Below are 22749 nucleotides of genomic sequence, written 5' to 3' on the forward strand. Positions count from 1 at the left end.
CCTATCCAAAGGTGCGCTGATCACAGCGCTAAATCCGGTGCATATAGTAACGATATGGGAACAATGCTTATTCGCCTGCTCGAACGCGGACACGAGGTCTGCATCGAATCAAGCCGGCTAATCATCCGATCAGCAAATAATCAGCCAGTACCCGAGTCATTTTTAGAAAAGCACTCAGGGATGTTCCAGGAAATTCTCGACCGTATAAAACCCAAAGTATATGAGTATTATGAATACTCAGTCGCTGCCTACGATGGGCGCTACCCAGGCATCACACTCCAATTTCGCCCCATTTTTGAAGGAGAATACAGCTTCGCAATTTTCAATGTGGAACTAACTCGCGAACGAGACACGAAGGCTGGCCGCCGAGGCGGGAAACTACCGCCAGGCCAATTTCGAATAAAAAGTGAGCGCTGTGGCTTCTATCAATTCTGGCTGCACTCGGGAGCAGTGTTTCCGCGACGCCTATCCGCGTTTCACGACTATATGGGGCGACTCAAAGGAATCCTATTCACTGCCGAATGCTCACGCAAAGAGCCGAAGCGCCTGGATGCGAAAACCATACGCCCCTTGTCCATTTCGGCGGAGACTGTACGAGAAGCATTTTTGCCGGACATGGTTCAGACAAACGCCGGACAAACTCCAGACAAACGCCGGACAATTTTGCCGGACAAGGTCTCTACTCAGAGCCACGTAAACCGTGGCCTCCAGCCGAAATCAACTACGGGTACGTCGAAATACGGTAAAGCAGTAAACAGGGAGGCCGGTATAGGCACTCCACTGAGTCCCTCGATCCAGCGCATAAAAGACCAGAGCAACGATGAATGGACAGCACGCTTTTGCAGCCCTGCGGACCATCATCAGGGCATGGTTAGCTGATAAGACATAGCTGCGAAGATTCTCAAGAGCGCCAAGGCTGGCTGGCGCTCCAAACCTATTGCAGCAACCTTATGCTTCCCTCAACCAACTTGGATCCGACCTACGGACTCGATGCAATTTAATTGCAGTCCCACATGAGCGTTTCTATAGCCAGCAACTGAGTTGAAGTGATGCAGCCACCAGCGTCATGGATGCGCTGAAGCCATTCGGTACCAGTCAAGTTCTCGCCGCGCCTGACGAGCCCCCCAAATTGAATTACGGCCTGCTGGAGTGAATCCAGCATCTCGGGATAGTACGGGCCTCCATCAAATCTCACACTCAGCCACCCAAGCCATGAGCGCTTAATCCCAAGTTCGCTGTATGCACGGGTATTCATGACAGTCACCCCGCCACCGCGATCAAGCAGGACGCTCTCTGCGCTCCTTCCATGGATGCTCTCTCTGATCGTTTATCAGCCGCCTAGGCGAGCCCAGATGTAGCCACGACACATCACAAATGGGTCGTAAATACCGTGGTCATATAGGCATCATAACGGGACGATTCTTTCCATGGCAAGAATCTCCGCAACCCTCGACAACGACGGCAGTCTGAAAAAGCTCGGTGCAGCAATTCGGGCCCGTCGCCTGGCGCTCGCGCTATCTCAGGAAGCACTAGCCGATGCGGCAGGCGTGGACCGTTCCCATATGGGGAAGATCGAGAGGGGGAAAGGAATGTCACCTTCCTGAATATCTTGCGCATCGCCGTTGCAGTCGAATGCAAACCGTCCGAGCTGTTGGTCGATGCAAGCCTCTAGCGTCACCTGGTAGCTGCCAAGTTCACCGGTGGCCGGTGAATCATCCTGCGGCTGATAACAAACCAGTTGCCTGCCCTACCAACGCCCGAGCCAGGTAACGATCCAACACTTCTAGCGGCTTCCATTCGGGCTGAACCAAACACCCGCATCAGACACGACGCACATCGCGCATTGCTCATCTATGAGGTCGATTAAATGGAAAGAATCACCTGGTTTGCAGCAGATAATCCCGAGAAGAAACGCGTCCCTGAATGGCGCCGCTCGTGCGGTTTCAGCTACAAGGGGACGATTTTCGTGCCCGCCGCCATGGCTGGAGACGAGACAGAATTCAATGTGATGCTATGCGCTCAGGGTGGCCGGCAACCTCTTGCGATACACCTTGATCATTACTTCGTCTGCAGCACCTGGCTCAAGCAGGAATTTCCCAAGCACCTCGAACTGATAGAGATCATCGAGAACCGTGTCCATCAAGCCATTGCGGAAATGGCCCAACAGAAAGCGAAATTTGAAGCGCTCTAAATTCGCCCGCCGCAAGCATGAACCCGCGCTTCAGAGATTGCTAGAAAACGCGCGAGATCATCGGGACAAAGGCCGTCGCCCCAGATCAAATCTAGTACCCTACGTCATGACAGGCATCGGGCTTGAACCCGACCTAGGGAAACGTCCCGATGTGCTGGAAACCCAGTCGCCCTCATAGCCCGACACTGCCTTCATTCGGCAAAGCAATGTCGGCATACGCCGAGTGATACCCCGGACGCTTCAGAACCGTCAGCAGCACGTCATAGAGCTGCTGACCAACCCTACTGCGGCGTTGGCACTCGGCGACATAGACCGTCATACCCACCGCCCTGCGGTACGCCGCATGTGCCGGTGCTGACTGGCATAGGCATATACCGACTACCCACCCTTCCCGTACGGCTACCAGATAGGGGAAGGCTTGCAGCGTCGTGGCGACCCGCTCACGCATTTGCTCCACACTTCGATTGGCCGGATGGAGCGCGATGAGCAGTTGGATGACCTGGATCGCTTCTGTATTCTGCTCTAGCGACACGAATCTCCATTCCGCTAGACATGGGCGGCACCACCCTGCTCAGATATTCCATTGCCTCATTTAAACTTTTGCGCGCGGTACGGGTGACGCCGATCAGCGTCGCCAAAGCCTGGCCGGTCCCGTCGCCTTGCTGACCTACCAGAGGCGCAGTTCGCGCATAGAGCGCGTCCCGTCAACCTCAACCCTGCGGTTCTCATCCAGCACACCCAACGCCCACAAGTGATCTAAGCCGGCCGTCGCGGAGCCGACGTGGTGCAGGAATTCCAATATTCGTCACTCACTATTACACCGCAGATAGAGCAGCCGGTCAGGCTGAGTGCTCGGAACATCTCGGCTAGCAGTTGCTGTTCGGCTTCGGCGCTGAGCCGGTTCACGGTGAAGTCAATGAAGATCCGGCTGGCCCATCCTGTCGCGACGACAGGAGAACGCTCAATCCCGAAGTGCAGCTTTCCTCCAGGGCGAGGTCGCTATCGATGTCGCGCGGCACCGCGCCTTGGAGCGTCTTGCCCCCAGCTAGGCGGGACAGTTCGGGCACCGTCAAGAGTCGAACGGGACGCGAATTGGCGACCAGCGTTCTGCTTTTGCGAAGGGAGCGCGGTCGTGGTGTGCAATGAGCAGCTCCCCACGGAACGCATAGTCGAACATGACCGCTGCCGACCCAAAGCTGCCGGTCGGATCAGTAAACGTGATTAAATGGTAAGTGTCTCACCCACCATAAAACGCGCGCTCAACGTCCAAGGCTCGCCAAGAATGGCTCTGCCCATCGCGGTCAACCCAGTGCGCCGCTGTTCCCAGCTCGTTCAGAGCTTTAGCTTTTGCTAGCAGTAAGGCGCAATATTTTTCGTAATGCTGAAAGTTTTGCAACACAGTGCTTACATATTTTCCGCTCAATTTAAAACCAAATTCTGGATTTTTCTCAGCGATCACGGAGTCAATAACTCCGCATGTGCTGGGAGATACGAATGCCAGGATTTTGGATGCGAACGCGAATTTCAGCTGTGGTAAGGCGCATAACACACGTATCGCCTCTCCATATCGAGCGGAATCAACGAGTGTGATTGCTTCGCGTATCAATCGAGCGGCTTGACCGGGTGGTAGGTCAACAAGGCCGCGTCGTCTGCTCTTCACGCCCTTGCGGATGATGTTCGAACCGTAGATTGCTGCCTGGACTTTGGATAAAGCACGATTACGGTTCGTTGTACCCTTGGAGGTTGAGTAATGCCCCCAGTACAGCACGCTGAGATAGCCGAGCACGGATTGCTCGTCCCGCGTGGAACGCAACAATTGGTGATGATATGCGTCCAGCTCTGACGAGGTATCGAACTCTATATGGTTGTGCTGGCCGAGGGTACCGGTTAGCGCAACAAAAGGGTAGGAATATGCTTCACGGTGTTCTTTGAACTTCATCAGAGCCCCCTCGAAATAGAGGAGGCACTATGCCATATAGGGCTCTGGTGCGATATCGGCAGGCGCACCCTAGTTATGCGACTGCCTTCGCTCAGATCCTCAGCAAGCCGGTCAACGAAGGTTTATAGAGTGGCTGCTTTTGGGTCGTTAGCGGTCGCTTGGCGTTGCCCGCTTCTGGCCAATTTCGTGAAGGGCTGCTTCCGACCCAAACCGCTTTTCTCGGAGGAGAACTACCGGCCACAAGCCGCTGCTCTCGACGGAGGGTAGCTAAACGACCTGATTCTGATAGGTACTTTATACTCTCGGGGTCAGAACGGGAGGACAGCATGGACGACTTGCGGCAGAAAATAGAGGCGGGTGAGCCACTTATGCAGCAGGCTGCTGAGGCGTTGCGACGGTACCACGTAGCCAAGGCTGCGGAGAGCCCGCCCGATGAGATTGAACGCCTGAAAATGCTGGCGGAATCGCTGTTCCAGGCCGCCTCGGAGTACCAGCTTAACGCACTTTCAGGGCCATTAAGGCCGCTTCAATAAGCTTATGTTCCTCAGGCGGAAATCTCCTACAGTCGTCTGGCACTCTCAGTATGCAGAAACGCTCTGTGTTAACGAATGCACGTTCAGCAAATTGCTGAGCACGGGGTAGGTGAGGGTTTTGCATAGGCGCAAGAACTCCCGCATAGCGGCCTGACCAGCGTAATCTTTTAAACCTACCTCACTGCACCAAGCAGCCAGCACCCGCGCAATAGTGTACTGTATGAATGTGGCAATGGGATGGCGTAGCCATTTAACACACGTCTGCTCTCGTTGATCACACGAAATTATTTGTTGAACCTTTGCATCCATATGGCTATCCCAGCAACAGAGAGCGTCGAAATTTGCCGGGGAAAAATCTCCCCTATGCTTACTCGACTCCGTCGAGCCATCCATAAGAGTGCGGGCAGCCCAGCCTAACGCCTCTGCATCTAGCCCTTCATACGCGGCAAGAATCCTTTGATCCTAGGCGAGTCAAAGGCCGAAGCCTCATCTAATGCTTCAGTTTGCTGCGATCGCGATGATCGCGCATGAGCAGTCTTATGCCAGGCTCAAAGTGTTTCTACACCCGTGAAATGCGATATCGCGGCTACGACGCGACCTTCAAGCTCAACTGGCCATCCGTGGGCAGTCCCTGGAGAGCCGAACAGCGTGTTGTCATTCAAAGCAAAGATTTTGGATTCATTCTGATTCAGCCTGTGGAAGAAGGTGTCACCCTCAACACGTTGCTAGAGGTATTCGAAGCGCGTGTTATTGCGATCGTGGATGAGCGCCATCTGGGGAGTGTATAGACCGGACACATGGTTAGTCCCCTTTCTCTAGATGCCTTCGAGAGGCTGCTATGGGTCGTGAGCTACCAATCGTGATGAGCTTTTTTCGCCGTTCAGGATGTGTGAGGCGGGGCATATCCAACAAATGACAGGGCACCTCAATGCAAACGGCTGGTCAGCATCGATGAAAAACACTGGCCACCGCCGGCTTCAGCGCGGTGCTTAACCGTAACATCCGGCCAAACATTCACTAGGCCCTCCAGAGGTGCGCATGCTTGCGCGCTTGCGCCGTCTGTCCTTCCTTCTGTCAGGCCCTGGAAACAATGGTGAATGTGCTGACACCAATAGGGAAAATGGTGGGAGAAATTTATGCGTGGGCTGGTGTTGGTGGTGGAGGATGACGACATCCTCCGATGGCTGATGACTGAAGTGTTAACGCACTTGGGGCATGGCGTCGTCGAGTGCGCAAGCGCCGATGACGCAATGCACAAACTGCAAGAGGCCCCACCGTTGGCGTTGGTGATTACCGATGTGCGCATGCCCGGTAACTATGACGGGCTGGATCTGGCCAAAGCGGTCTGGGCGTTGCGCCCAGAGCTTCCGGTCATTATCGTTTCAGGCAATACAGTGCTCGAGCCTGGTTTTCTTCCGGCCAATGCACGGTTCATTACCAAACCGTGCACCCTGGATGCATTGAGCGACGCCATCAATGCACTCCTAGGCTAATGAAGCACAGAGCTCGAGGTGGAACCCTTACAACTTGAATCGCACGCGGATGGTACTTTTTTCAGACTGCCTGTCGATCGAAATAGCCGCAGCCCCATATCCGCAGTAATTCTTGACCAGGCGCATACCCAAGCCGGTACCGGTCGGCTTAGGATAGGTGTCCGGGAAACCATCCCCTTCATCTGAAACGCTGATCAGCGCATGATCGCCGGCATCCTTCACCTCGACTTCAATGGTCCCTTTCCCGTACTTCAGTGCGTTGGTGATCAACTCCGACACCACCAGGCCTAACGGCGCCATTCGTTCCGGAGGAAGCACTAATGGGTCGGCATCCAGCTCGATTTTTCGGTCAGCCAGTGCTCGGCCCAAGTCGCCCAGCAACGCCTTGAGGTAGTCAGATGCCAAAATGGCGTGCTCATGCGAGGCGTTGTATAGGCGCTCATGCACGGTGGCGATGGTGACGACCCGGCCAGCCGCTGTTTGAAGCTGAATCCTGACAGCCTCATCGGGAGTCAGGTTGGCTTGTAGGAGCAGCAAGGTATTGACCAGATGGAGGCTGTTCTTGACCCGGTGATGGACCTCCTCGACGTCCATGTTACTTCTGCTGAGTTGGGTATTTTGCGCTTCGATCAGCGATAGCAACTGGACTTCGTGATGCCGACGCTCAGTGATATCCCGGGAGACCGCAATCACTTTTTCTACAACGCCTTCAGGACCCATGATAGGAGCGACAGTCACATCCCACCATTTGGGCTCAGCGAGTGCTGTAGGACAGAGGGCCTCGAAACGTGTGGACTCGCCACGCACGACCTTTTCCAATGCATCAAGTACTAGTGATTTGGACTCTTGAGGCCACAGATGCCACCAGGATTTGCCTTTGACCTGAGCCAGGTCGCCGATCTGCATCAAACACAGGCCGGCGTCGTTCATGAATTCGATTTCCCCCTCGGTTGAAAGAACCTTTACACAGTCGGGACTGGCGTTGAGCATGCTTTCCGAATAAGGGTTTGGAGCGGGAACGTCAGCGTCGGAGGCCAGTCTTTCCAAGGTCATCGAGATAACATTGGATATGCCTTCCAGAAAGACCAGGTCGCTTTCGATGAAGTCATCACCGTCACTACTGTCAGCTTCCAATACCCCAAAAGGAACCGAGATGCCCCGGATAGGCACGTTGATCGCGCGCTCTATGCCGTATCTCTTCAGCAGCTCTGGAGTCCGAAAACGCTCTTCCTGCCCGAGATGGTTAGAAAGCACTGGACGGTAGGTCGATATCGCATAGCCGGCCGGGCTTGCGACATCGCCACCTACAACCGCGCTACCGATGTCCTCCTCATCCCAGCCAACCCCGTAAGCAAGGAGGAAATCATTGGTGTCCTCAATCGGAGTGAGGACCTTGGCAAAGCGCGTTTGCATCCCCTCTGCCACCACCGTACATGCCTGATTAATCAACGGATCAAGGCTGTTCGATTTCAGCGAGTGAACACCAAACTCGACAACCAATTCATGCTGCCTCTTGAGTCGGGCATGAGTCTTTCGTAGCGCAGCCCGGATCGTCTCATCAGGAGTCGAGTGTTCCATAAACGCTGTTCCACAACGGCAATGGGGGTTGCTATCGTCGCACCGGCGCACTACAGAAACAATCGCATCGATGATGGAGCTTCAGCGGCACCTGGGCAGTTCTCCAGCATAATTCAGCCGCAGAGCGAATGTCCTGGTCCTGGACCGCGCGATGGCTGAAAATTGCGGTCAACCGGATCTGCGAGAGTCAAGCGCTCCCGACGGTGACGAGGAGCGCGGAAAAATCGATGAACAACGCTAGCGTGGAGCGTTTGATTGATTAGGGAGGCAGAATGAATTTATCTGGAGCAAACGATGTCGTAATGACATCACGCACCAAGCCGCCTTGAAGACGGCGACAGGATGTCAACTCCGATCTGGTGCATGTTACGCGAGCCAGATGATGAAACACACGATTTCCCCTCCACCGCTTCCCCCCGTGATGCTTGTAGAAGACGAACCTGCATTAAGAGCAATCCTTACCTTTATGCTCGAGGATCTCGGAGCTGTGGTGACCAGCTTTGCAACCGCGGCTGAAGGACTCGCCGTTCTAAGTACTCAGGAATGGGCGTTGGTCGTGACGGACGTTAGAACACCAGGGCCTGTTAATGGGCTTGCTCTTGCAACCACAGTCCGGGCAAGCCTTCCTGCGGCTGGGGTCATAGTAATGAGCGGGTTCTATGAAGAGATGGGAAGACCACTGCCGATGGGAGTGTCTTTCCTGCCCAAACCGTGGCCTTCAGAGTCGTTTGACCAGATGGTAATGCCCGTGCTCGTACAGTTCAGCAAGCGGATTTACCCAGAGTAGGTGGTTACCGGCTCAGGGCTTGGCCGATGGCGTCAATGAGTTGTTCAAGAGCCCAAGGTTTGAAAAGGAAGATGGTCCGAGGATCGAGCCCATCTGTGTCCAGGTTGAAGCCGGACGTGAAGATACAGGGCAAATCGGGCCACTTCTGCTGGATCATGGAGAGGAACTCCATACCTTTGATGCTACCAGGCAGCCCGTGGTCGGCGATGGCCAGAGAGAAGCTACCGTGCTGTTCCAATAACTCGATGAGCGCGTCATCGGCGTTATCGAAAGTTGCGCAGTCAGCTCCCAACTCCCGAATGATATCGGACATCAATGTCCTCAACGTCTGATCATCTTCTAGAACAAGAACCTTCATTCCGATCAAAGACAGTCCTTTTGTCCCGAATTCCATAAGGCCTCTCGCCTGCAAAAAGGAGATTTTTTCATGATTCTGAATGGTAATTGACGGTAGCGAATAGCCACCGCGCTGTCTGTTCGCGCGCCGTCATATTTCTAAGCAAAACACCAAAGATAGATGATGGGGAAGAAGGGTGTCTTCGGTGCGGGGATACTAGTCTCCAGGTCCAGAGATATTCTGAGCGAAGCGGCATGAAATTCTACTCGGCACTATGGGTACGCTGAAGGTAGGGTCGGAACTCTCGCAGAAAAATTTCGAGGGTTTTAGGCCCGATCCCGTCCAGGCTGAGAAGCCAAGTTTCAAATCGACCGGTGTCGGATGCTGTGACGACAGTTGCAAGCTTGGCTTGGAGCTCTGCCTCAAGGCGTAGCCCTAAAGCGTGCAGCCGGCGGGCTGTTGATTCGTCATAACGTGCATAGCCCGCCTGGCCCAGCAACTTTACGAGGATCTGGTGCGAGCAACCGGCCAGCTTGCTCGGTGTATCCAAACCATGTCTGTTGACCAGGTGCGATAGGCCTCCACTGCAGTGCTGGACCGAATCCTCTTTCCAATCAGAAAGCTGGCCAGCAGCCACTTGTACACACCGACTTCATAAGCCTCTGAAATGTCGATGCCCAAAGTGGCAGCGGTAACCGTGATCACCCCTTGGTGCGCTTCGGGTCTGCGGCACGTGGATACGTCCGTTCTTCCTCGATTGTTCCGTCGGCCTTGTGGATCTTCACCGAGGCGGTTTTCCCGTCGAAGAACTCGGAAAGATGTCCGACCAATTCAGCCTTCGTAGCAGCGCGCTTGGAAGCACGTTCAGCACCGGATTTCTTCAGTTCCCAACCATCGGCGGTCGGGCTCACGTGATAATTTTCCACGCCTTATCCTCCTATTGGATTGATTCGCCATCGTCCTGGATGTCTTCCTCAGCTTCAGCTGCATCCGTGGCGTCGGCATCGTTCAACGGCGGGGACGTCGGCTTCTCCGGATCATTGATGAAAGGGACGTTGCTCAGCCCTTGCTCTTCAGAACGTTCTGTTTTTGGCTGCATGGTGCACCTCCTTTACCATGGTTGGAGCGCTTCGCCGCGTCTACGTTCAGTTCGATCAGCACTGCACCTTTTCCGATCCCATGCTGCTTGTTAGAGGTTATCAATCGGCTGGCCCCCAAAGCAGGGTTACCCAGTGATTCAGCGGCCGTGTCGCCCCGCCGGGGCGCTTGTCGAAGCCCTCCTCAGAGAGCGGCTGACTGAGCTCATCGTAAACCCGATGAAGAGTTGGGTTTTCCCGTCCGTCCCAAGCGTACCTGTACATCGATCAAACGCCCGCTATCCAATTTCTCACTGTGAGTTCGGTGATGAAGATTAGGATCCGCCCACTTTAGAGGCGTATGCGATGGGTCAGGCTATAGTAGTGCCGCGCTGGGCTGCACTACCCGAATTGCCCCTAATTTCCAGGACGCCTTCACTCCTTTTGGCCGATTGCTGCCCCGAACAAGGGACCGCTATGGGTCGTTTGCTGCCGTGGTGAAGGGCCGCTACCGACCCAAAGCTGCTGTTGGCTAAAGGCTGCTTACGACCCATAGCGGACATTCCGAGCATAGCGCTTAGATCGAGCGTTGGTTCACACGAGCAGATAGCTGCTCGGCGTTTTCCTTGCGCTCCGAATAGCGATCCACGAGGAATTCCTGGCAGTCACGCAGCAGGACGGTGAACTTCACCAGTTCCTCCATGACATCCACTACGCGGTCGTAGTACGGCGATGGCTTCATGCGTCCGGCGTCGTCGAACTCCAGGTAAGCCTTGGGTACCGAGGACTGGTTCGGGATGGTGAACATCCGCATCCAGCGGCCAAGCACACGCAACTGGTTGACCACGTTGAACGACTGCGAGCCGCCACATACCTGCATGACCGCCAGCGTCTTGCCTTGTGTAGGACGAAGCGCACCCAGCGCCAAAGGTACCCAGTCTATCTGCGCCTTGAAAACCGCAGACATCGCGCCATGGCGCTCTGGCGAGCACCAGACCTGGCCTTCCGACCACTGCACCAGATCACGCAGTTCCTGCACCTTCGGGTGCTCGACCGGTACATCGTCAGGCAGTGGCAGGCCTGATGGATTGAACACCCGCGTCTCGGCACCGAAGTGCTCCAGCAGGCGTGCGGCTTCTTCCACCAGCAAGCGACTGAAGGAGCGCTCGCGGGTCGATCCATACAGCAGCAGGATGCGCGGCTTGTGCTCGCTGAAACGGGTTGCCGCTGGCGGCACATCGAACAGCGCGAGGTCGAGATTAGGCAATTGCTCGGACATGTTTCCTCCTGCTCAAAGCGTACCGATGCGATCCAGCTCATGTTTGAGCTGATCACGGTCGAGGTGATCGAAAGGCAGTGCGAAGAAGGCCTGGCAGCGAGCCTCAATACGGGCCAACGTGGCGCGGAATGCTGCGTCGATCGACGCCTCGTCAGCCACGACATCGGACGGATCCTCCAGCCCCCAGTGCGACTTCAGTGCAGGGCCGAAATACACCGGGCAAGCTTCACCGGCAGCCTTGTCACACACGGTGATGACGATATCAGGAGGGCAGTCCTCGAACGCGTCATTGCCCTTGCTGCTCAGCCCATCGGTCGAGATGCCGGCATGCTGCAAGGTGGTCAGGCTGCGAGGCAACACTTGGCCCTTCGGAAAACTGCCGGAACTGACGGCTTCAAATCCGTGAGGCGCCAAGTGATTGAACATGGCCTCGGAAAGGATGCTGCGGCAGCTGTTGGCCGTGCACATGAACAGGACTCGCATGGGGGCTCCTCCGCTTCGTGGCGGATGTCAGAGGCTCAGGCGCAATGCCAGGGCCGAAAGGGTGATCAACAGAACCGGCAACGTCAGAAGGATGCCGACCTTGAAGTAGTAACCCCAGGTGATGCGCATGCCCTTGCGCTCTAGGACGTGCAGCCAAAGCAGCGTAGCGAGGCTGCCGATGGGGGTGATTTTCGGGCCGAGGTCGCAGCCGATGACGTTGGCGTAGATCATCGCCTCACGTACCAGCCCTTGCGCCTCGCTGGCCTGGATCGACAAAGCACCGACCAGCACGCTAGGCATGTTGTTCATGACCGAGGACAGCAATGCAGCAATCAACCCGGTGCCAATGGCGGCACTCCACAGCCCTTGCTGCGCAAGGCGATCCAGCAGGTGGGTGAGCATGTCGGTGAAGCCGGCATTCTTTAGCCCGTAGACCACCAGGTACATGCAGAGAGAGAAGATCACCACCTGCCAGGGCGCTTCGCGCAGTACCCGACGGGTCGAAATGCGATGCCCGTGAGCGGCGACGGCAAAGAGGATCGCCGCACAGGCTGCGGCTACCGCACTGATCGGGATACCCAGTGGTTCCAGGGCGAACAAGCCGATCAACAACACCAGCAGCACCCAGCCACCGACGTTGAAGGTCGCGCGGTCATGAATCGCCTCGCTTGGCGTCTTCAAGGCCGCGACCGTGTACTGTCTCGGGATATCACGGCGGAAGAACAGGAACAGCACCAGCAGGGTTGCGGCCACGCTGGCGAAATTCACCGGCACCATCACCGAGGCATATTCGCTGAAGCCAAGCCTGAAGTAGTCGGCTGAGACGATATTCACCAGGTTGGAGACTACCAGCGGCAGGCTCGCTGTGTCGGCGATGAAGCCGGCAGCCATGACGAAGGCCAGCGTCGCGGCGGGAGAAAAACGCAGCGCGAGCAGCATCGACATGACGATAGGTGTGAGGATCAGAGCCGCACCGTCATTGGCGAACAGCGCTGATACAGCAGCACCGAGCAGCACGCAGAAGGCGAACAGCCGGTAGCCGCTGCCGTTTGCCCAGCGCGCCACGTGGAGCGCGGCCCACTCAAAGAAACCGGCCTCGTCCAGCAGCAGGCTGATGATAATGACGGCGATGAAAGTGGCGGTGGCGTTCCAGACAATGGCCCACACAGTCGGGATGTCGTGCAGCGAAACGGCACCCGCCGCCAGGGCGATGAGGGCACCGAGCGCAGCACTCCAGCCAACGCCGAGCCCCTTCGGTTGCCAGATGACCAGGATGAGGGTGAAGACAAAGACGGCAATGGCGATCAGCATGAGGATCTCGCTCGGTGATGATCAGCAGCAGGCAGCGTCACGAACGGGGCGGCCGTCCATGTTCTTGAGCCGAAGAGAGTTGTCTGCCAACCACTGTGAGTTAGCCTTCAAGGTCACCTGCAACATTTCATGCACCCAAGCGGGCAGGTCCGGATTCAGGCGGTAATACACCCATTGCCCCTGGCGACGATCCAACAGCATGCCATTGCTGCGCAACTGCGCGAGGTGGCGGCTTATCTTGGGCTGGCTGTCGTTCAGCGCGCACATCAGTTCGCAGACACATAGCTCACCGAGGCTAGCGATCAGCAGGGTGGCGCGAGTACGGGTCTCATCGGATAGGCTCTTGAACACATCGGGCGGGGTAATCATGGCTGCACCAATACATATGGAAAGTCGAATATACGAATTTCCATATATCATGCAAGCACATTTGGCCTGAACGTCTGCTATGGGTCGAAAGCAGCCTTTGGCATCAACACTTACTGAAGGGGTCTAATTGGCCCTCCAAGCGCCCGAAGTTGATATTCCGAGACGGCTTGGAACAACGAGTCTGCTAGCATTTTAAGGCGCTCGATTTCATCGGGCGGGCTCTCTGCGGCTTTGGCTTCGTGGTACCGTCGCAGTGCCTCAATGGCTTGCTGCATCAGCGGCTCACTCGCCTCTATCTTGTCTCTTAAGTCGTCCATGCTGCCCTCCCTTTGTGACCTACGCAGTATAGGACGCCTAGCAGTTCAGGCCGTTAGCTGCTCGCCGCCAAGGGCAGCACTGGGTCATTAGCGACCGCTGCTCTGGCTAACCATCCTTATCCTCCCACACGTGGAGGATTTGCCATGAACATCATCTCAACCTGCGGTCGTCAGCCCTGGAACAAAGGAAAATTGGTCGGGCAGAAAGCTCCGCTCCGACTGAGAGATATCTGGGCTATACGAGTAAGGCTTCAAGTTGGAGGGAGAACCCGTGACCTAGCTCTCTTCGATCTGGCCATAGACAGCAAGCTCAGAGCCTGCGACTTAACCAAGCTCCGTGTACGCGACGTTGCTCATGGCGAACAGGTGTCCTCACGAGCGATGGTGATGCAGCAGAAAACGCACCGGCCAGTCCAGTTCGAGATTACTGAACAAACACGGTCCGCTATCGCGGCTTGGATACATCAGGCCCAGCTACGCAGCGAGGACTGCCTTTTCCCTAGCCGACTGCATACATCAGACCATCTATCCACTCGGCAGTACGCTCGCATCGTCAAAGGCTGGGTGAAGGCCGTTGGCCTTGAACCAGCCGTGTATGGCACTCATACGATGAGACGTACGAAGGCATCACTGATCTATCGCAGGACGAAGAACCTGCGGGCCGTTCAACTGCTGCTCGGCCATACGAAGCTGGAGAGCACCGTTCGATATTTGGGGATTGAGGTCGATGACGCTCTGGAGATGGCAGAACAGACCGAGGTTTGATCATGCATAGCGGCGGTCTAGGTCAGACCGTCGCTAATCGACCCTTTGCAGCCGTTCGAGGTGTGCGAAACGAGGGGCGATTCATTCCGCTTCAAGAATCACATATTTACCAACCAAAGCCAGATCACATAAATAACCTATATGGATACACGTTACCCGGCAGATCCGGGACATTTGCAATTGTTCTTGCAAGTCTCTGAGAATAACGAATGCTGACCGGAACAGGATCATAAAGAGCATCGTTATTCCAATCCATCTTTGTCAAAGCCAAGGCCTCGTGGGCAATAATTTCAAGGGGACCTTTTCCAGCATGTCTAGTTAGCTGAATCGGCTTAGGGATACTTTTTTTGCCTTGGTAGTAATCCCCATTTGTAGAGACTTCCGGAGCATTGCCTGCAACCCAGACAAGCGCCGAGTTTCCTGACCGAATAACCATAGTCCCACGGGGAACTGGGTAATTAGCAGGCTTGCTCAGGACATCAGCCCGATCAGAAGATATCAGCCATACGCCTCTCCAGCACGACGCTGTACCTACCTCAATACACTCAATTTCTGGTACCCCAGCCAACGCATCAAATGCACCGTCGATTTCCTCTGATCTGAACGCCGTAGTCTTGTGTATGACCAGTCGCTTCGGCAGATTACCGCCGTTTCGCCCTTGGTATAGACGCAAGCTACGAGCAAGCACGGAACGCATGTCATCACGGCTTAGAAACGGATTCCGACGCGCCTCGCCAATATCCTCTACAGGGTCCCGTGCTTCGAAAGCCACAAATTGCATCCCGCCACCGTCCATGTCGAAGACTTGGGAACAGCAGGTGACATAGTGGGCTTCACGCTGATCACCGCGCAGCGCGTAAGCAAGGCCGATATATGCAGTATCAGCAGGTATTCCCTTCAACGGGGCCAGCTTCCAAGGCGTACCCGATGCCTTCACGTAAAGGGCGATTGCAAGCCGCCAAGCAAGAGATGCCTTGTGCTGGAAGGTGAAAGCACGGTCGTTAATCACCTGGGTGGGAATGTTGTACTTAGCCCCCAATCCTTTTAAAGCATCGTGCGCGTCAAAATTCCTACTACGACTGGCCGGAGCCCAAACATCTGGAAGATGTACCAGTACGACGTCAAAGTCGTTTCTTACCATCTCCAGCCGGCGAAGGGCGGCGTCCATTGCTAAGAAGAGCCTGGCTTGCGGGTCACCCTCTCCCGGCAACTGATCCATGGAGTTCGGCCATTTGATGTGCGCTCCCTTGGGGCAGATTCTAACCCCACCCGAAATAGCGCTTCAAAACCGGGATATGGAGGAACGTACTCAGAGCGATCACTAGGTCGGTAAGAGCCTCGTAGAGACGCCATAAGCTCGCTACGGCGCTTGAACGCGCTTTCTGGGCCTACCGTTGCAATACGTATCCGTGAACTGTATCCAGCAAAAGAGCCCTCAGAAAACGGACCGAAATTGAGAAGTCCTCTAAGCGGGTGCACATCTACTTGATCCAGGTTCGAGGGCGAAAATGACAGCAGCGGTTCCGTAAGAAGCGTGAATGGAGAAAGTTTCGATGCCTGAGCAGAACTACCCATCATTTAGTCCTATCGAAGTACGAGTCATGATGGCCTAGTCGGCTCCAGCCAGTAATTTGGGAGATGGTAAATTCGGCATCAACTCCAGTGCCTTCGCTCAGTCCGAATGCTTGGACCTTCCCATCCTCGCCCGACGCAAGGAGCTTTGCCCAGGCATCGATAATCGCTGCCCAGTGCCGATTGTACTTTTGGGCCCAGCGCTCCCTCCGCCAGTCGCCTGCCGGATCTCCAACACGGTGTTCAGATGACCCACCCATTATGCGGCGCTCATCGTCGGCCTGCTGCCCTCCCGTCTGGGAAGTAAGCTGATCCTTGGGAATATTCACAAAAGTGAATGGCTCAAAGCCACACCACCAGCGCTGTTCAATCAGTTCAAGCTTGAGGAGAACGCCTTCTTGGTATGGAAAGCCCAGCTTTGGCACATATCCCGCCAATGCGCCCCCATAGGCCGTCCGCAATAACGCAAGGTCCTGATCTCGTCGGCGAGTCCTTTCAGGATCCTCGCCCTCCTGACCACGCTTGACGACTAGTGAATGACCAGATCGTCTAAATTGGGGATTCAGCGGCCGATGCCGCGACAGAGCCTGAACCAGAGCGTCGTACAGAAGCCCACGCGCCCAGCTATCTTTCTCTACATCTAGATCAGCAGTTCCCGCTAACTGGGCCCCAAAAGGGGCTAGCGCAGCGATTAGCTCGTTATCCCTTCCAAACGCAACCAGTTCCCGACCACTGAAGGCTACGACTGCACGACACCGATGCTCCTTCAACAACGCTCTCACTTCCGAGATGCTGGCGGGTCTCGCCAAACCGATCCGGCGTGCTGCTGGAGGCAATGACTCGACTAGCAACGCTGAGTACCTCAAGACCGGAAAAGTCCTAACCTCACTAGTTGCCAGGTTCACAGGTACCAGTCGCTGAGCGGTCTGGCCCTGCATAACGTGATCAGTAAGCATCTGAGGCAAATCAATTTGTTTGATCACCTCACCAGCCAATTCGTCAAAGGTCTTGCATTCGACTATTGCAACATCGACCCCAGCAATTACGGCATTCTCCAGAAATCGGGTGACTGAGGGTAAAAGCCGTGAAGCTGAGGATGTCACCCAATAAAGCCCATTGGGGAATGGAGCGGTTTCCCGCAAAACAGAATCCAGAGCTTCCATGATTGAGGCATCACGACCACTGTATCCGACGACAACCATCCCAAAGCGCTTACTCGCTTCGACAAGCACGTGCCTCATATGCTCGTCTTGCTTTTCCAGCTCAGACCCAGTGTTCTTGATAGCAATGGACTGGTAATCACCGTGTAGCTTGGCCACCAGCGGCCAATCAGATTCATTCAGGCATCGCATCGCTCGCTGACTGGAGTCAATAGACGCTACGGTAGGCCTAGCCTGCTCCCGCGCAGGCAAAAGCGCATTGGCTGAAACAGCAGACTCTTCAATCAGCGGGTCGAAGTTTGTGGTGAAAACACAATCCGCTTTACGCGCTGCTAGCAGCCCTCCAAGAACACGATGGCCGAAACATGGGGTGCCTTTGGAGATCGCATCATCTATGTACTGCCTGCGATGCCTGGCTTGTGGGTATACCGCCTCGAACGCTGCTGCATACTCATTCGGATCACCGTCAGGCGGCAGAATCGACGTTCTGCTGAAAAAATCATCAATGCGATCAATCCAAACAGGATCACCAGTGTCGATCTCCCGTTTCGAAAGGTTGTTTTCACGGCAAAAGATCTGGGCTTTGAAATCCCTGATCATTGCGTAACCCGTGGGAATCCCTGAAGCAGCTGATGCGCCTGCCCCTAGAAACCAAGCTACCAGATTGGGCCTCAACGCCAACGCAGTTGCGAAATGACTTGCCGAAATCGTCTGGATTGATTGCGTCACGAAGGTCGCTCGTTGAAAAAACTCATCCGTGTGCAGAGCGTTAATGCCCTATTGCGATTTCAACATATACAGAGCGGTGGAAAACGCTCTTCGCTATAACCGATAGGGGGAGCGTAGAAGGTCTCGTCAGAGTGGGCAAATCTATACCGCAGCCAGCGGGCTAATAGGGAGAGAAAGTCACTTGCAGCCGGAAAGGGGCGCACCCAATCGTCAGCTTGGTAGAGAACGCGAGAAGAAAAAGGGGCAGAAATTGCAATGTTTCCACAGCGATGGAATCCCGTTTCCTGCTAGCCCCATGCTAGCCCGCCGTGAAAACAAAAAAGGCCTGCATCGCTGCAAGCCTCGATTTTACTGGTGCCGGAGACAGGAATCGAACCTGCGACCTTCGCGTTACGAGTGCGCTGCTCTACCGACTGAGCTACACCGGCGGTGGCAGCAACGCTACCACTGCCGCGCGGGTTACGCAATTCACTGTTTCATAACGACTATTGAGCCGTGCTGGTACACCCCTTCGGCGCGAGATCTTCGCTGGCGTCGGTGCTGCAGGCCCAGCCGCTGGCGGAGCGGGTCAGGGTGAGGACCTTGCCTTGCACCGGGGCCGGGGCGTCGAGCAGGGCGCAGGTGATGCTGCCGGTGCCGGCGGAGGCGGTTCCCGCGGCGGTGATGGTGCAGTGGGCGGTGCGCTCCTGGCCGCCGAGCTGGGTCGGGCCGGTGATGTCCTGGGCCTGGCTGAGGCGCACTTCGAAGGCGGTCTTCAGGGCGCTGATCTCGGCAAGGCCGGCCGTGGCCTTGGTTCGCGCCTGGTGGTCGGTGTAGAACGGCAAGGCAATGGTCATCAGCAGGCCAATGATGGCGATCACGATCATCAGCTCGATCAATGTAATACCGCGTTGCATCCTCATGGGCATGCTTCCCCTCTCGAATTCCAGGTCATTTCGGCCGGGCAGGCCGGCAAGCGCGCCAGTAGGCCCGAACCGACATCTTTTGTCACCTCGCTGAACAGGGCCGCCCGGCGTGGCTCGTCTACTCTAGTGCGGGCCGGGTAACGCTGCCGGCTGGAGCTGTAACGGAAATTGTGTTTGGCCAATTGCGACAAGGACGTGGCATCACATGAAAACCAGAACCTATAGCTGGCAGGGCGTCGACCGTAACGGCGCCCGGGTCAGCGGCCGCAGTGACGGGCAGAGCCCGGCGCTGGTCAAGGCCATGTTGCGCAAACGCGGTATCCATACCACCCGCATCCGCCATTCGCGACGCCTCGCGGCCCTGCGCTGGTCGCGGCAACTCGATGCCGCACAACTGACCCAGCTCAGCCGCCATCTCGCCACGCTGTTCCAGGCGGGAATTCCCTTGCTGCATGGCCTGGACATCATCGCCGACGGCAGCCGCCACCCACGCATGATCAAGCTGCTGGCCGAGCTGAAGCGCGACATCAGCGCGGGCAACAGCCTGGCCGAATCGCTGCGCAAGCATCCGCGCTATTTCGATGCCCTGTATTGCAACCTGGTGGCGGTGGGCGAAGCGTCGGGACGCCTGGATGTCCTGCTGGACCAGCTGGCGACCTACCAGGAAAAGCGCGCCGCCCTGCGCTCGCGCATGCGCAAGGCGATGCTCTATCCGCTGCTGGTGTTGATGGTCGGACTGGGCGTTGCCAGCCTGCTGCTGTTGCAGGTGGTGCCGCAATTCGAGGTGCTGTTCGCCGGGATGGGCTCGGAGCTTCCACCCTTTACCCGGATGGTCATCGGCCTCGCCGACTGGCTGTCCGCCCACATCCTGGCCCTGAGCCTGGCGTTGGTGCTGGCAGCCGTCGGTGTGCGCCAGCTCTTTCGTCACCACCAGGCCTTTCACCTGCGGGTGCTGGGCCTGGCTCACCGCCTGCCGCTGGTGGGCAGGCTGTTGCAGCATGCGGCAATGGCGCGTTTCGCCCGCACCCTGCACACCTGCCTTGCCGCAGGCATACCGCTGACCGACGCGCTGGTACCCGTGGCGAAGGCCAGTGGCAATGCACTCTATGAACGGGCGATCCGCCGCCTGCGCCAGGACCTCGGCAATGGCCTGGCGCTCAGCACGGCGATGCGCGCCAGCCCGCTGTTTCCCCATCTTTGCGTGCAGATGTGCAGTATCGGCGAGACATCCGGCACCCTCGACGATATGCTCGATCGCATCGCCAATCACCATGAGCAGTCCATCGATCAACTGATGGAAAACCTCACCAGCCTGCTCGAACCGGTGATCGTGCTGGTCCTCGGTCTTCTGATCGGCAGCCTGGTGATAGCCATGTACCTGCCGATCTTCCAGTTGGGTAGCGTGATCTGACCATGAGCCTGTGGGACCTGTTCGCCAGCCATCCGACCATCTATCTCGGCAGCGCTGTTCTGCTGGGGTTGATCGTTGGCAGCTTCCTCAATGTGCTGGTATATCGCCTGCCCTTGATGATGGAGCGGCGCTGGCAGGACGAAGCCCGAGAAGTCCTGGGGTTGCCGGCGGCCCCGGCCAGGCAGCGCCTCGATCTGTTTCTCCCGCCTTCCCATTGTCCGCATTGCCAGCATCGGATCCGCCCCTGGGAAAACCTTCCGCTTCTCGGCTATCTGTTGCTGCGCGGGCGCTGCTCTGCCTGCAACAGCCGCATCAGTTGCCGTTACCCGCTGGTGGAGCTGGCCAGTGCCGTGCTGACCCTGTTCGCTGCCTGGCACTTCGGGGTCAGCGCCCATGCGGCAGCGTTCATGCTGTTGAGCTGGGGCCTGCTGGCCCTGAGCCTGATCGATATCGAGCACCAGTTGCTGCACGACGTGCTGGTGCTGCCACTGCTGTGGCTGGGCTTGATCGTCAATGCGTTCGGTCTGTTCGTGCCGCTGGACCAGGCGCTATGGGGGCGGTTGCCGGGTACCTGGTCCTGTGGTCGGTGTATTGGCTGTTTCGCCTGGTCACCGGCAAGGACGGCTTGGGCTACGGGGACTTCAAGCTGCTGGCGGCCCTCGGGGCCTGGGGCGGCTGGCAGATCCTGCCTTTTACCCTGCTGTTGAGCTCGGTGACAGGGGCGCTGATCGGCCTGATCCTGCTTCGCACCCGGGGCCAGCAGGCCGGCACGCCTATACCCTTCGGTCCCTATCTGGCGCTCGCGGGGTGGATCGCGCTGCTCTGGGGTGGTCAAATACCCGCTTCCTATCTGCATTTCGCTGGATCCTGATGACAACGCCCGCTTTCACCCCCTGGATTCTCGGCCTCACCGGAGGCATCGGCAGCGGCAAGAGTGCGGCCGCGCAACGTTTCGTCGAGCTGGGCGTGCACCTGGTGGACGCCGACCAGGCCGCGCGCTGGGTGGTCGAGCCCGGACGCCCGGCCCTGGCCAGCATCGTCGAACGCTTCGGTCCCGGCATGTTGCTGGAAGATGGCCAGCTCGACCGCGCCGCCCTGCGCCAGGTGATCTTCGCCGACCCGGAGCAGCGTCGCTGGGTCGAGGCCCTGCTGCATCCGCTGATCGGCCAGGAGATTTTCAGCTACCTGGCCAAGGCCGAGTCGCCATATGCGGTATTCGTTTCACCCTTGATGATCGAGTCGGGCCAATACAAGCGCACCGACCGCCTGCTGGTGATCGATGCGCCGCAAGACCTGCAGATCGAACGCACCCTGCTGCGCGACCAGACCAGCCCCGAGCAGGTCCAGGCCATCCTCAAGGCCCAGGCCAATCGCGAGGAACGCCTGCGCCACGCCGACGACATCCTGGTCAATGACCGCGATATCGCCTGGCTGCACGCGGAGGTCGACCGACTGCACACTTTCTACCTGACTTTACGAGGAGGCCGTGAATGAGCCAGCCCATCACCGTTGATTGCCCGACCTGTGGCGCACCCGTCGAATGGAGCAGCGCCAGCACCTACCGGCCATTCTGCTCGGATCGCTGCAAGTTGATCGACCTGGGCGCCTGGGCTGCCGAAGAGCACAAGATTCCGGTGGCACCGGATGCCGAGGATGAGCTGTTTTCCGGCGAACTCATGCCGCGCGACCACCATTAAGGTTCGTCGTCCTTCCACGGGGCCTGCAGATAGCGGGTCCTGTTGAAGGTCTCCAGCCATTCCGGGCGGAACACCACCAGCGCACTGATCACCATGCCGTTGATAAAGGCTTCGGGGAACATGATCAGCCACAGGTAGCCGATAAAGTCCTCCAGCCATACCGGCATCGCGAAACGCCCGTCCAGCCACAGCACACCCAGACTCGCCAGCAGGCACAGCAGTGCCGACAACGCCGCGGCGAAGAATCCCGAACAGAAGATATACACGAACAGGTTGCGCGGCTGCGCCCGCTCGACAAGGATCGCGCAGCATTCGGTGACCAGTACCGGAACCCCGATCAGCAGCACACCGTTGACGCCCATGGCGGCAAGGTCCTGGCGGCCCAGGGCGATAAGCCCAAGTTGGGCGAGGAAAGCGCCGAGCACCGCCAGTGGCCAGTCCAGCAGAAGGGTGACGGCGGTCATGCCGATAAAGTGGTAGGACACACCAGTATCGAAATCGCGGCGTACCAGCCACAGGGCGAACAGCGCGAACACCGTGCCGAACAGCAGATGCTGGCGCCGGCTGTCGGTGAACAGCTCGACCCAGCGCGTGCGCGCCACCGCCCACAGGAGCAAGGGCACGAAGGCCAGCCAGCCCAGGGTCAGGCTCAGGTCCGATAGCAGATGCGCAGAGATCACGGCAGGCAGCCCTTGTTCACGGGGAATCCTCGAAGTCTACACCCGCCCCGCCCTCCTGCCCTGCGCTGGGGCAGGCAAACCCGACCAGAATCAGCCACTTGCTCCGCGCAAGCGGGCAATTGGGCGCTAAGCTTGTT

General features: G+C 57.1%; 25 protein-coding genes, 1 tRNA gene and 3 pseudogenes. 12 read left to right on the plus strand and 17 right to left on the minus strand.

Annotated elements, in window-relative coordinates; all coding sequences use genetic code 11:
- Nucleotides 1-63: 63 nt before the first annotated feature.
- The 3 genes and pseudogenes from CSV86_RS29545 (at nt 64) to CSV86_RS29555 (ending at nt 2191) form a co-directional block, all read left to right on the plus strand.
- The gene (locus CSV86_RS29545; protein WP_158487729.1) at nt 64-879 is read left to right on the plus strand and encodes a hypothetical protein; all 816 of its coding nucleotides are present in this window, start codon (nt 64-66) and stop codon (nt 877-879) included.
- A gap of 548 nt (nt 880-1427) precedes the next feature.
- Nucleotides 1428-1672: pseudogene (locus tag CSV86_RS29550) on the plus strand (helix-turn-helix domain-containing protein).
- A 195-nt stretch (nt 1673-1867) separates the two neighbouring features.
- Nucleotides 1868-2191, plus strand: coding sequence for a hypothetical protein (locus CSV86_RS29555; RefSeq protein ID WP_009402739.1), 324 nt, complete (start codon nt 1868-1870; stop codon nt 2189-2191).
- A gap of 172 nt (nt 2192-2363) precedes the next feature.
- Here the strand turns inward: CSV86_RS29555 and CSV86_RS32560 are convergent, their stop codons facing one another.
- Nucleotides 2364-2723, minus strand: coding sequence for a GNAT family N-acetyltransferase (locus CSV86_RS32560; protein WP_009402741.1), 360 nt, complete (start codon nt 2721-2723; stop codon nt 2364-2366).
- 705 nt (nt 2724-3428) lie between these two features.
- The gene (locus CSV86_RS29565; RefSeq protein ID WP_158487730.1) at nt 3429-4130 is read right to left on the minus strand and encodes a hypothetical protein; all 702 of its coding nucleotides are present in this window, start codon (nt 4128-4130) and stop codon (nt 3429-3431) included.
- Nucleotides 4131-4456: 326 nt separating this feature from the next.
- Between CSV86_RS29565 and CSV86_RS29570 the strand changes: the two genes are divergently transcribed.
- The 3 genes from CSV86_RS29570 to CSV86_RS29580 all read left to right on the plus strand — a co-directional run bounded on the left by CSV86_RS29570 (nt 4457) and on the right by CSV86_RS29580 (nt 6156).
- Entirely contained in the window at nt 4457-4663 is a 207-nt protein-coding gene (locus CSV86_RS29570) for a hypothetical protein (RefSeq protein WP_009402743.1), read from the plus strand.
- Nucleotides 4664-5190: 527 nt separating this feature from the next.
- Nucleotides 5191-5451 carry a hypothetical protein gene (locus CSV86_RS29575; RefSeq protein WP_240160682.1) on the plus strand — a complete coding sequence of 87 codons (261 nt, stop codon included), beginning with the start codon at nt 5191-5193 and terminating at the stop codon, nt 5449-5451.
- Between the two features lie 348 nt (nt 5452-5799).
- Complete coding sequence (locus CSV86_RS29580; RefSeq protein ID WP_009402747.1) at nt 5800-6156, plus strand: response regulator; 357 nt, start codon at nt 5800-5802, stop codon at nt 6154-6156.
- A 27-nt stretch (nt 6157-6183) separates the two neighbouring features.
- On the opposite strand, the gene CSV86_RS29585 is transcribed toward CSV86_RS29580, so the two are convergent.
- Nucleotides 6184-7734 (minus strand): sensor histidine kinase, encoded by a 1551-nt coding sequence (locus CSV86_RS29585; protein WP_009402749.1) that lies wholly within the window; start codon nt 7732-7734, stop codon nt 6184-6186.
- Between the two features lie 382 nt (nt 7735-8116).
- On the opposite strand from CSV86_RS29585, the gene CSV86_RS29590 reads away from it, so the two are divergent.
- On the plus strand, nt 8117-8521 hold the full coding sequence (locus CSV86_RS29590; RefSeq protein ID WP_080604785.1) for a response regulator: 405 nt from the start codon (nt 8117-8119) through the stop codon (nt 8519-8521).
- 4 nt (nt 8522-8525) lie between these two features.
- Here the strand turns inward: CSV86_RS29590 and CSV86_RS29595 are convergent, their stop codons facing one another.
- The 9 genes and pseudogenes from CSV86_RS29595 to CSV86_RS32570 form a co-directional block, all read right to left on the minus strand.
- Nucleotides 8526-8915, minus strand: coding sequence for a response regulator (locus CSV86_RS29595; protein WP_009402753.1), 390 nt, complete (start codon nt 8913-8915; stop codon nt 8526-8528).
- A gap of 205 nt (nt 8916-9120) precedes the next feature.
- Nucleotides 9121-9563: pseudogene (locus CSV86_RS32565) on the minus strand (DNA methylase).
- Entirely contained in the window at nt 9560-9784 is a 225-nt protein-coding gene (locus CSV86_RS29600; RefSeq protein WP_170395317.1) for a DUF2188 domain-containing protein, read from the minus strand. The pseudogene CSV86_RS32565 and the gene CSV86_RS29600 overlap by 4 nt, the downstream one beginning before the upstream one ends.
- Nucleotides 9785-9795: 11 nt before the next feature.
- Complete coding sequence (locus CSV86_RS29605) at nt 9796-9957, minus strand: hypothetical protein (RefSeq protein ID WP_009403455.1); 162 nt, start codon at nt 9955-9957, stop codon at nt 9796-9798.
- Between the two features lie 554 nt (nt 9958-10511).
- Nucleotides 10512-11213 carry an arsenical resistance protein ArsH gene (arsH, locus tag CSV86_RS29610; RefSeq protein WP_009403457.1) on the minus strand — a complete coding sequence of 234 codons (702 nt, stop codon included), beginning with the start codon at nt 11211-11213 and terminating at the stop codon, nt 10512-10514.
- A gap of 12 nt (nt 11214-11225) precedes the next feature.
- Nucleotides 11226-11696 carry an arsenate reductase ArsC gene (locus CSV86_RS29615; protein WP_009403459.1) on the minus strand — a complete coding sequence of 157 codons (471 nt, stop codon included), beginning with the start codon at nt 11694-11696 and terminating at the stop codon, nt 11226-11228.
- Nucleotides 11697-11723: 27 nt separating this feature from the next.
- Nucleotides 11724-13007, minus strand: a complete 1284-nt coding sequence (locus CSV86_RS29620) for an arsenic transporter (protein ID WP_009403473.1) — start codon at nt 13005-13007, stop codon at nt 11724-11726.
- Nucleotides 13008-13028: 21 nt separating this feature from the next.
- Nucleotides 13029-13376 (minus strand): metalloregulator ArsR/SmtB family transcription factor, encoded by a 348-nt coding sequence (locus CSV86_RS29625; protein ID WP_009403476.1) that lies wholly within the window; start codon nt 13374-13376, stop codon nt 13029-13031.
- Nucleotides 13377-13486: 110 nt separating this feature from the next.
- The gene (locus CSV86_RS32570; RefSeq protein WP_009403477.1) at nt 13487-13693 is read right to left on the minus strand and encodes a hypothetical protein; all 207 of its coding nucleotides are present in this window, start codon (nt 13691-13693) and stop codon (nt 13487-13489) included.
- Nucleotides 13694-13837: 144 nt separating this feature from the next.
- Here CSV86_RS32570 and CSV86_RS29630 point away from each other — a divergent pair, with 144 nt between their 5' ends.
- Nucleotides 13838-14458, plus strand: coding sequence for a tyrosine-type recombinase/integrase (locus CSV86_RS29630; RefSeq protein WP_009403480.1), 621 nt, complete (start codon nt 13838-13840; stop codon nt 14456-14458).
- Between the two features lie 124 nt (nt 14459-14582).
- Here CSV86_RS29630 and CSV86_RS29635 read toward each other — a convergent pair whose 3' ends face one another.
- The 4 genes from CSV86_RS29635 to CSV86_RS29650 all read right to left on the minus strand — a co-directional run bounded on the left by CSV86_RS29635 (nt 14583) and on the right by CSV86_RS29650 (nt 18821).
- Entirely contained in the window at nt 14583-15677 is a 1095-nt protein-coding gene (locus tag CSV86_RS29635) for an argonaute/piwi family protein (protein WP_240160683.1), read from the minus strand.
- A gap of 355 nt (nt 15678-16032) precedes the next feature.
- Nucleotides 16033-17919 carry an SIR2 family protein gene (locus tag CSV86_RS29640; protein ID WP_037061505.1) on the minus strand — a complete coding sequence of 629 codons (1887 nt, stop codon included), beginning with the start codon at nt 17917-17919 and terminating at the stop codon, nt 16033-16035.
- Nucleotides 17920-18271: 352 nt separating this feature from the next.
- A tRNA-Thr gene (locus tag CSV86_RS29645) sits at nt 18272-18347 on the minus strand.
- A gap of 57 nt (nt 18348-18404) precedes the next feature.
- Entirely contained in the window at nt 18405-18821 is a 417-nt protein-coding gene (locus tag CSV86_RS29650) for a pilin (RefSeq protein WP_037061510.1), read from the minus strand.
- A 208-nt stretch (nt 18822-19029) separates the two neighbouring features.
- On the opposite strand from CSV86_RS29650, the gene CSV86_RS29655 reads away from it, so the two are divergent.
- From CSV86_RS29655 to yacG, 4 genes and pseudogenes are all read left to right on the plus strand, one after another.
- A complete protein-coding gene (locus CSV86_RS29655) occupies nt 19030-20235 on the plus strand; it encodes a type II secretion system F family protein (RefSeq protein WP_009403490.1) in 1206 nt (401 codons plus the stop codon).
- 2 nt (nt 20236-20237) lie between these two features.
- A pseudogene (locus tag CSV86_RS29660) lies at nt 20238-21106 on the plus strand (prepilin peptidase).
- Entirely contained in the window at nt 21106-21729 is a 624-nt protein-coding gene (gene coaE / locus CSV86_RS29665; protein ID WP_009403495.1) for a dephospho-CoA kinase, read from the plus strand. Before CSV86_RS29660 ends, coaE begins: the two are co-directional and overlap by 1 nt.
- Nucleotides 21726-21932 (plus strand): DNA gyrase inhibitor YacG, encoded by a 207-nt coding sequence (gene yacG, locus CSV86_RS29670; RefSeq protein WP_009403497.1) that lies wholly within the window; start codon nt 21726-21728, stop codon nt 21930-21932. The genes coaE and yacG overlap by 4 nt, the downstream gene beginning before the upstream one ends.
- Here yacG and CSV86_RS29675 read toward each other — a convergent pair.
- Nucleotides 21929-22612, minus strand: coding sequence for an energy-coupling factor ABC transporter permease (locus tag CSV86_RS29675; RefSeq protein WP_009403499.1), 684 nt, complete (start codon nt 22610-22612; stop codon nt 21929-21931). The genes yacG and CSV86_RS29675 overlap by 4 nt on opposite strands.
- Between the last annotated feature and the right edge of the window lie 137 nt (nt 22613-22749).

This window comes from Pseudomonas bharatica CSV86 (assembly GCF_000319305.2).
Classification (GTDB): Bacteria; Pseudomonadota; Gammaproteobacteria; order Pseudomonadales; family Pseudomonadaceae; genus Aquipseudomonas; species Aquipseudomonas bharatica.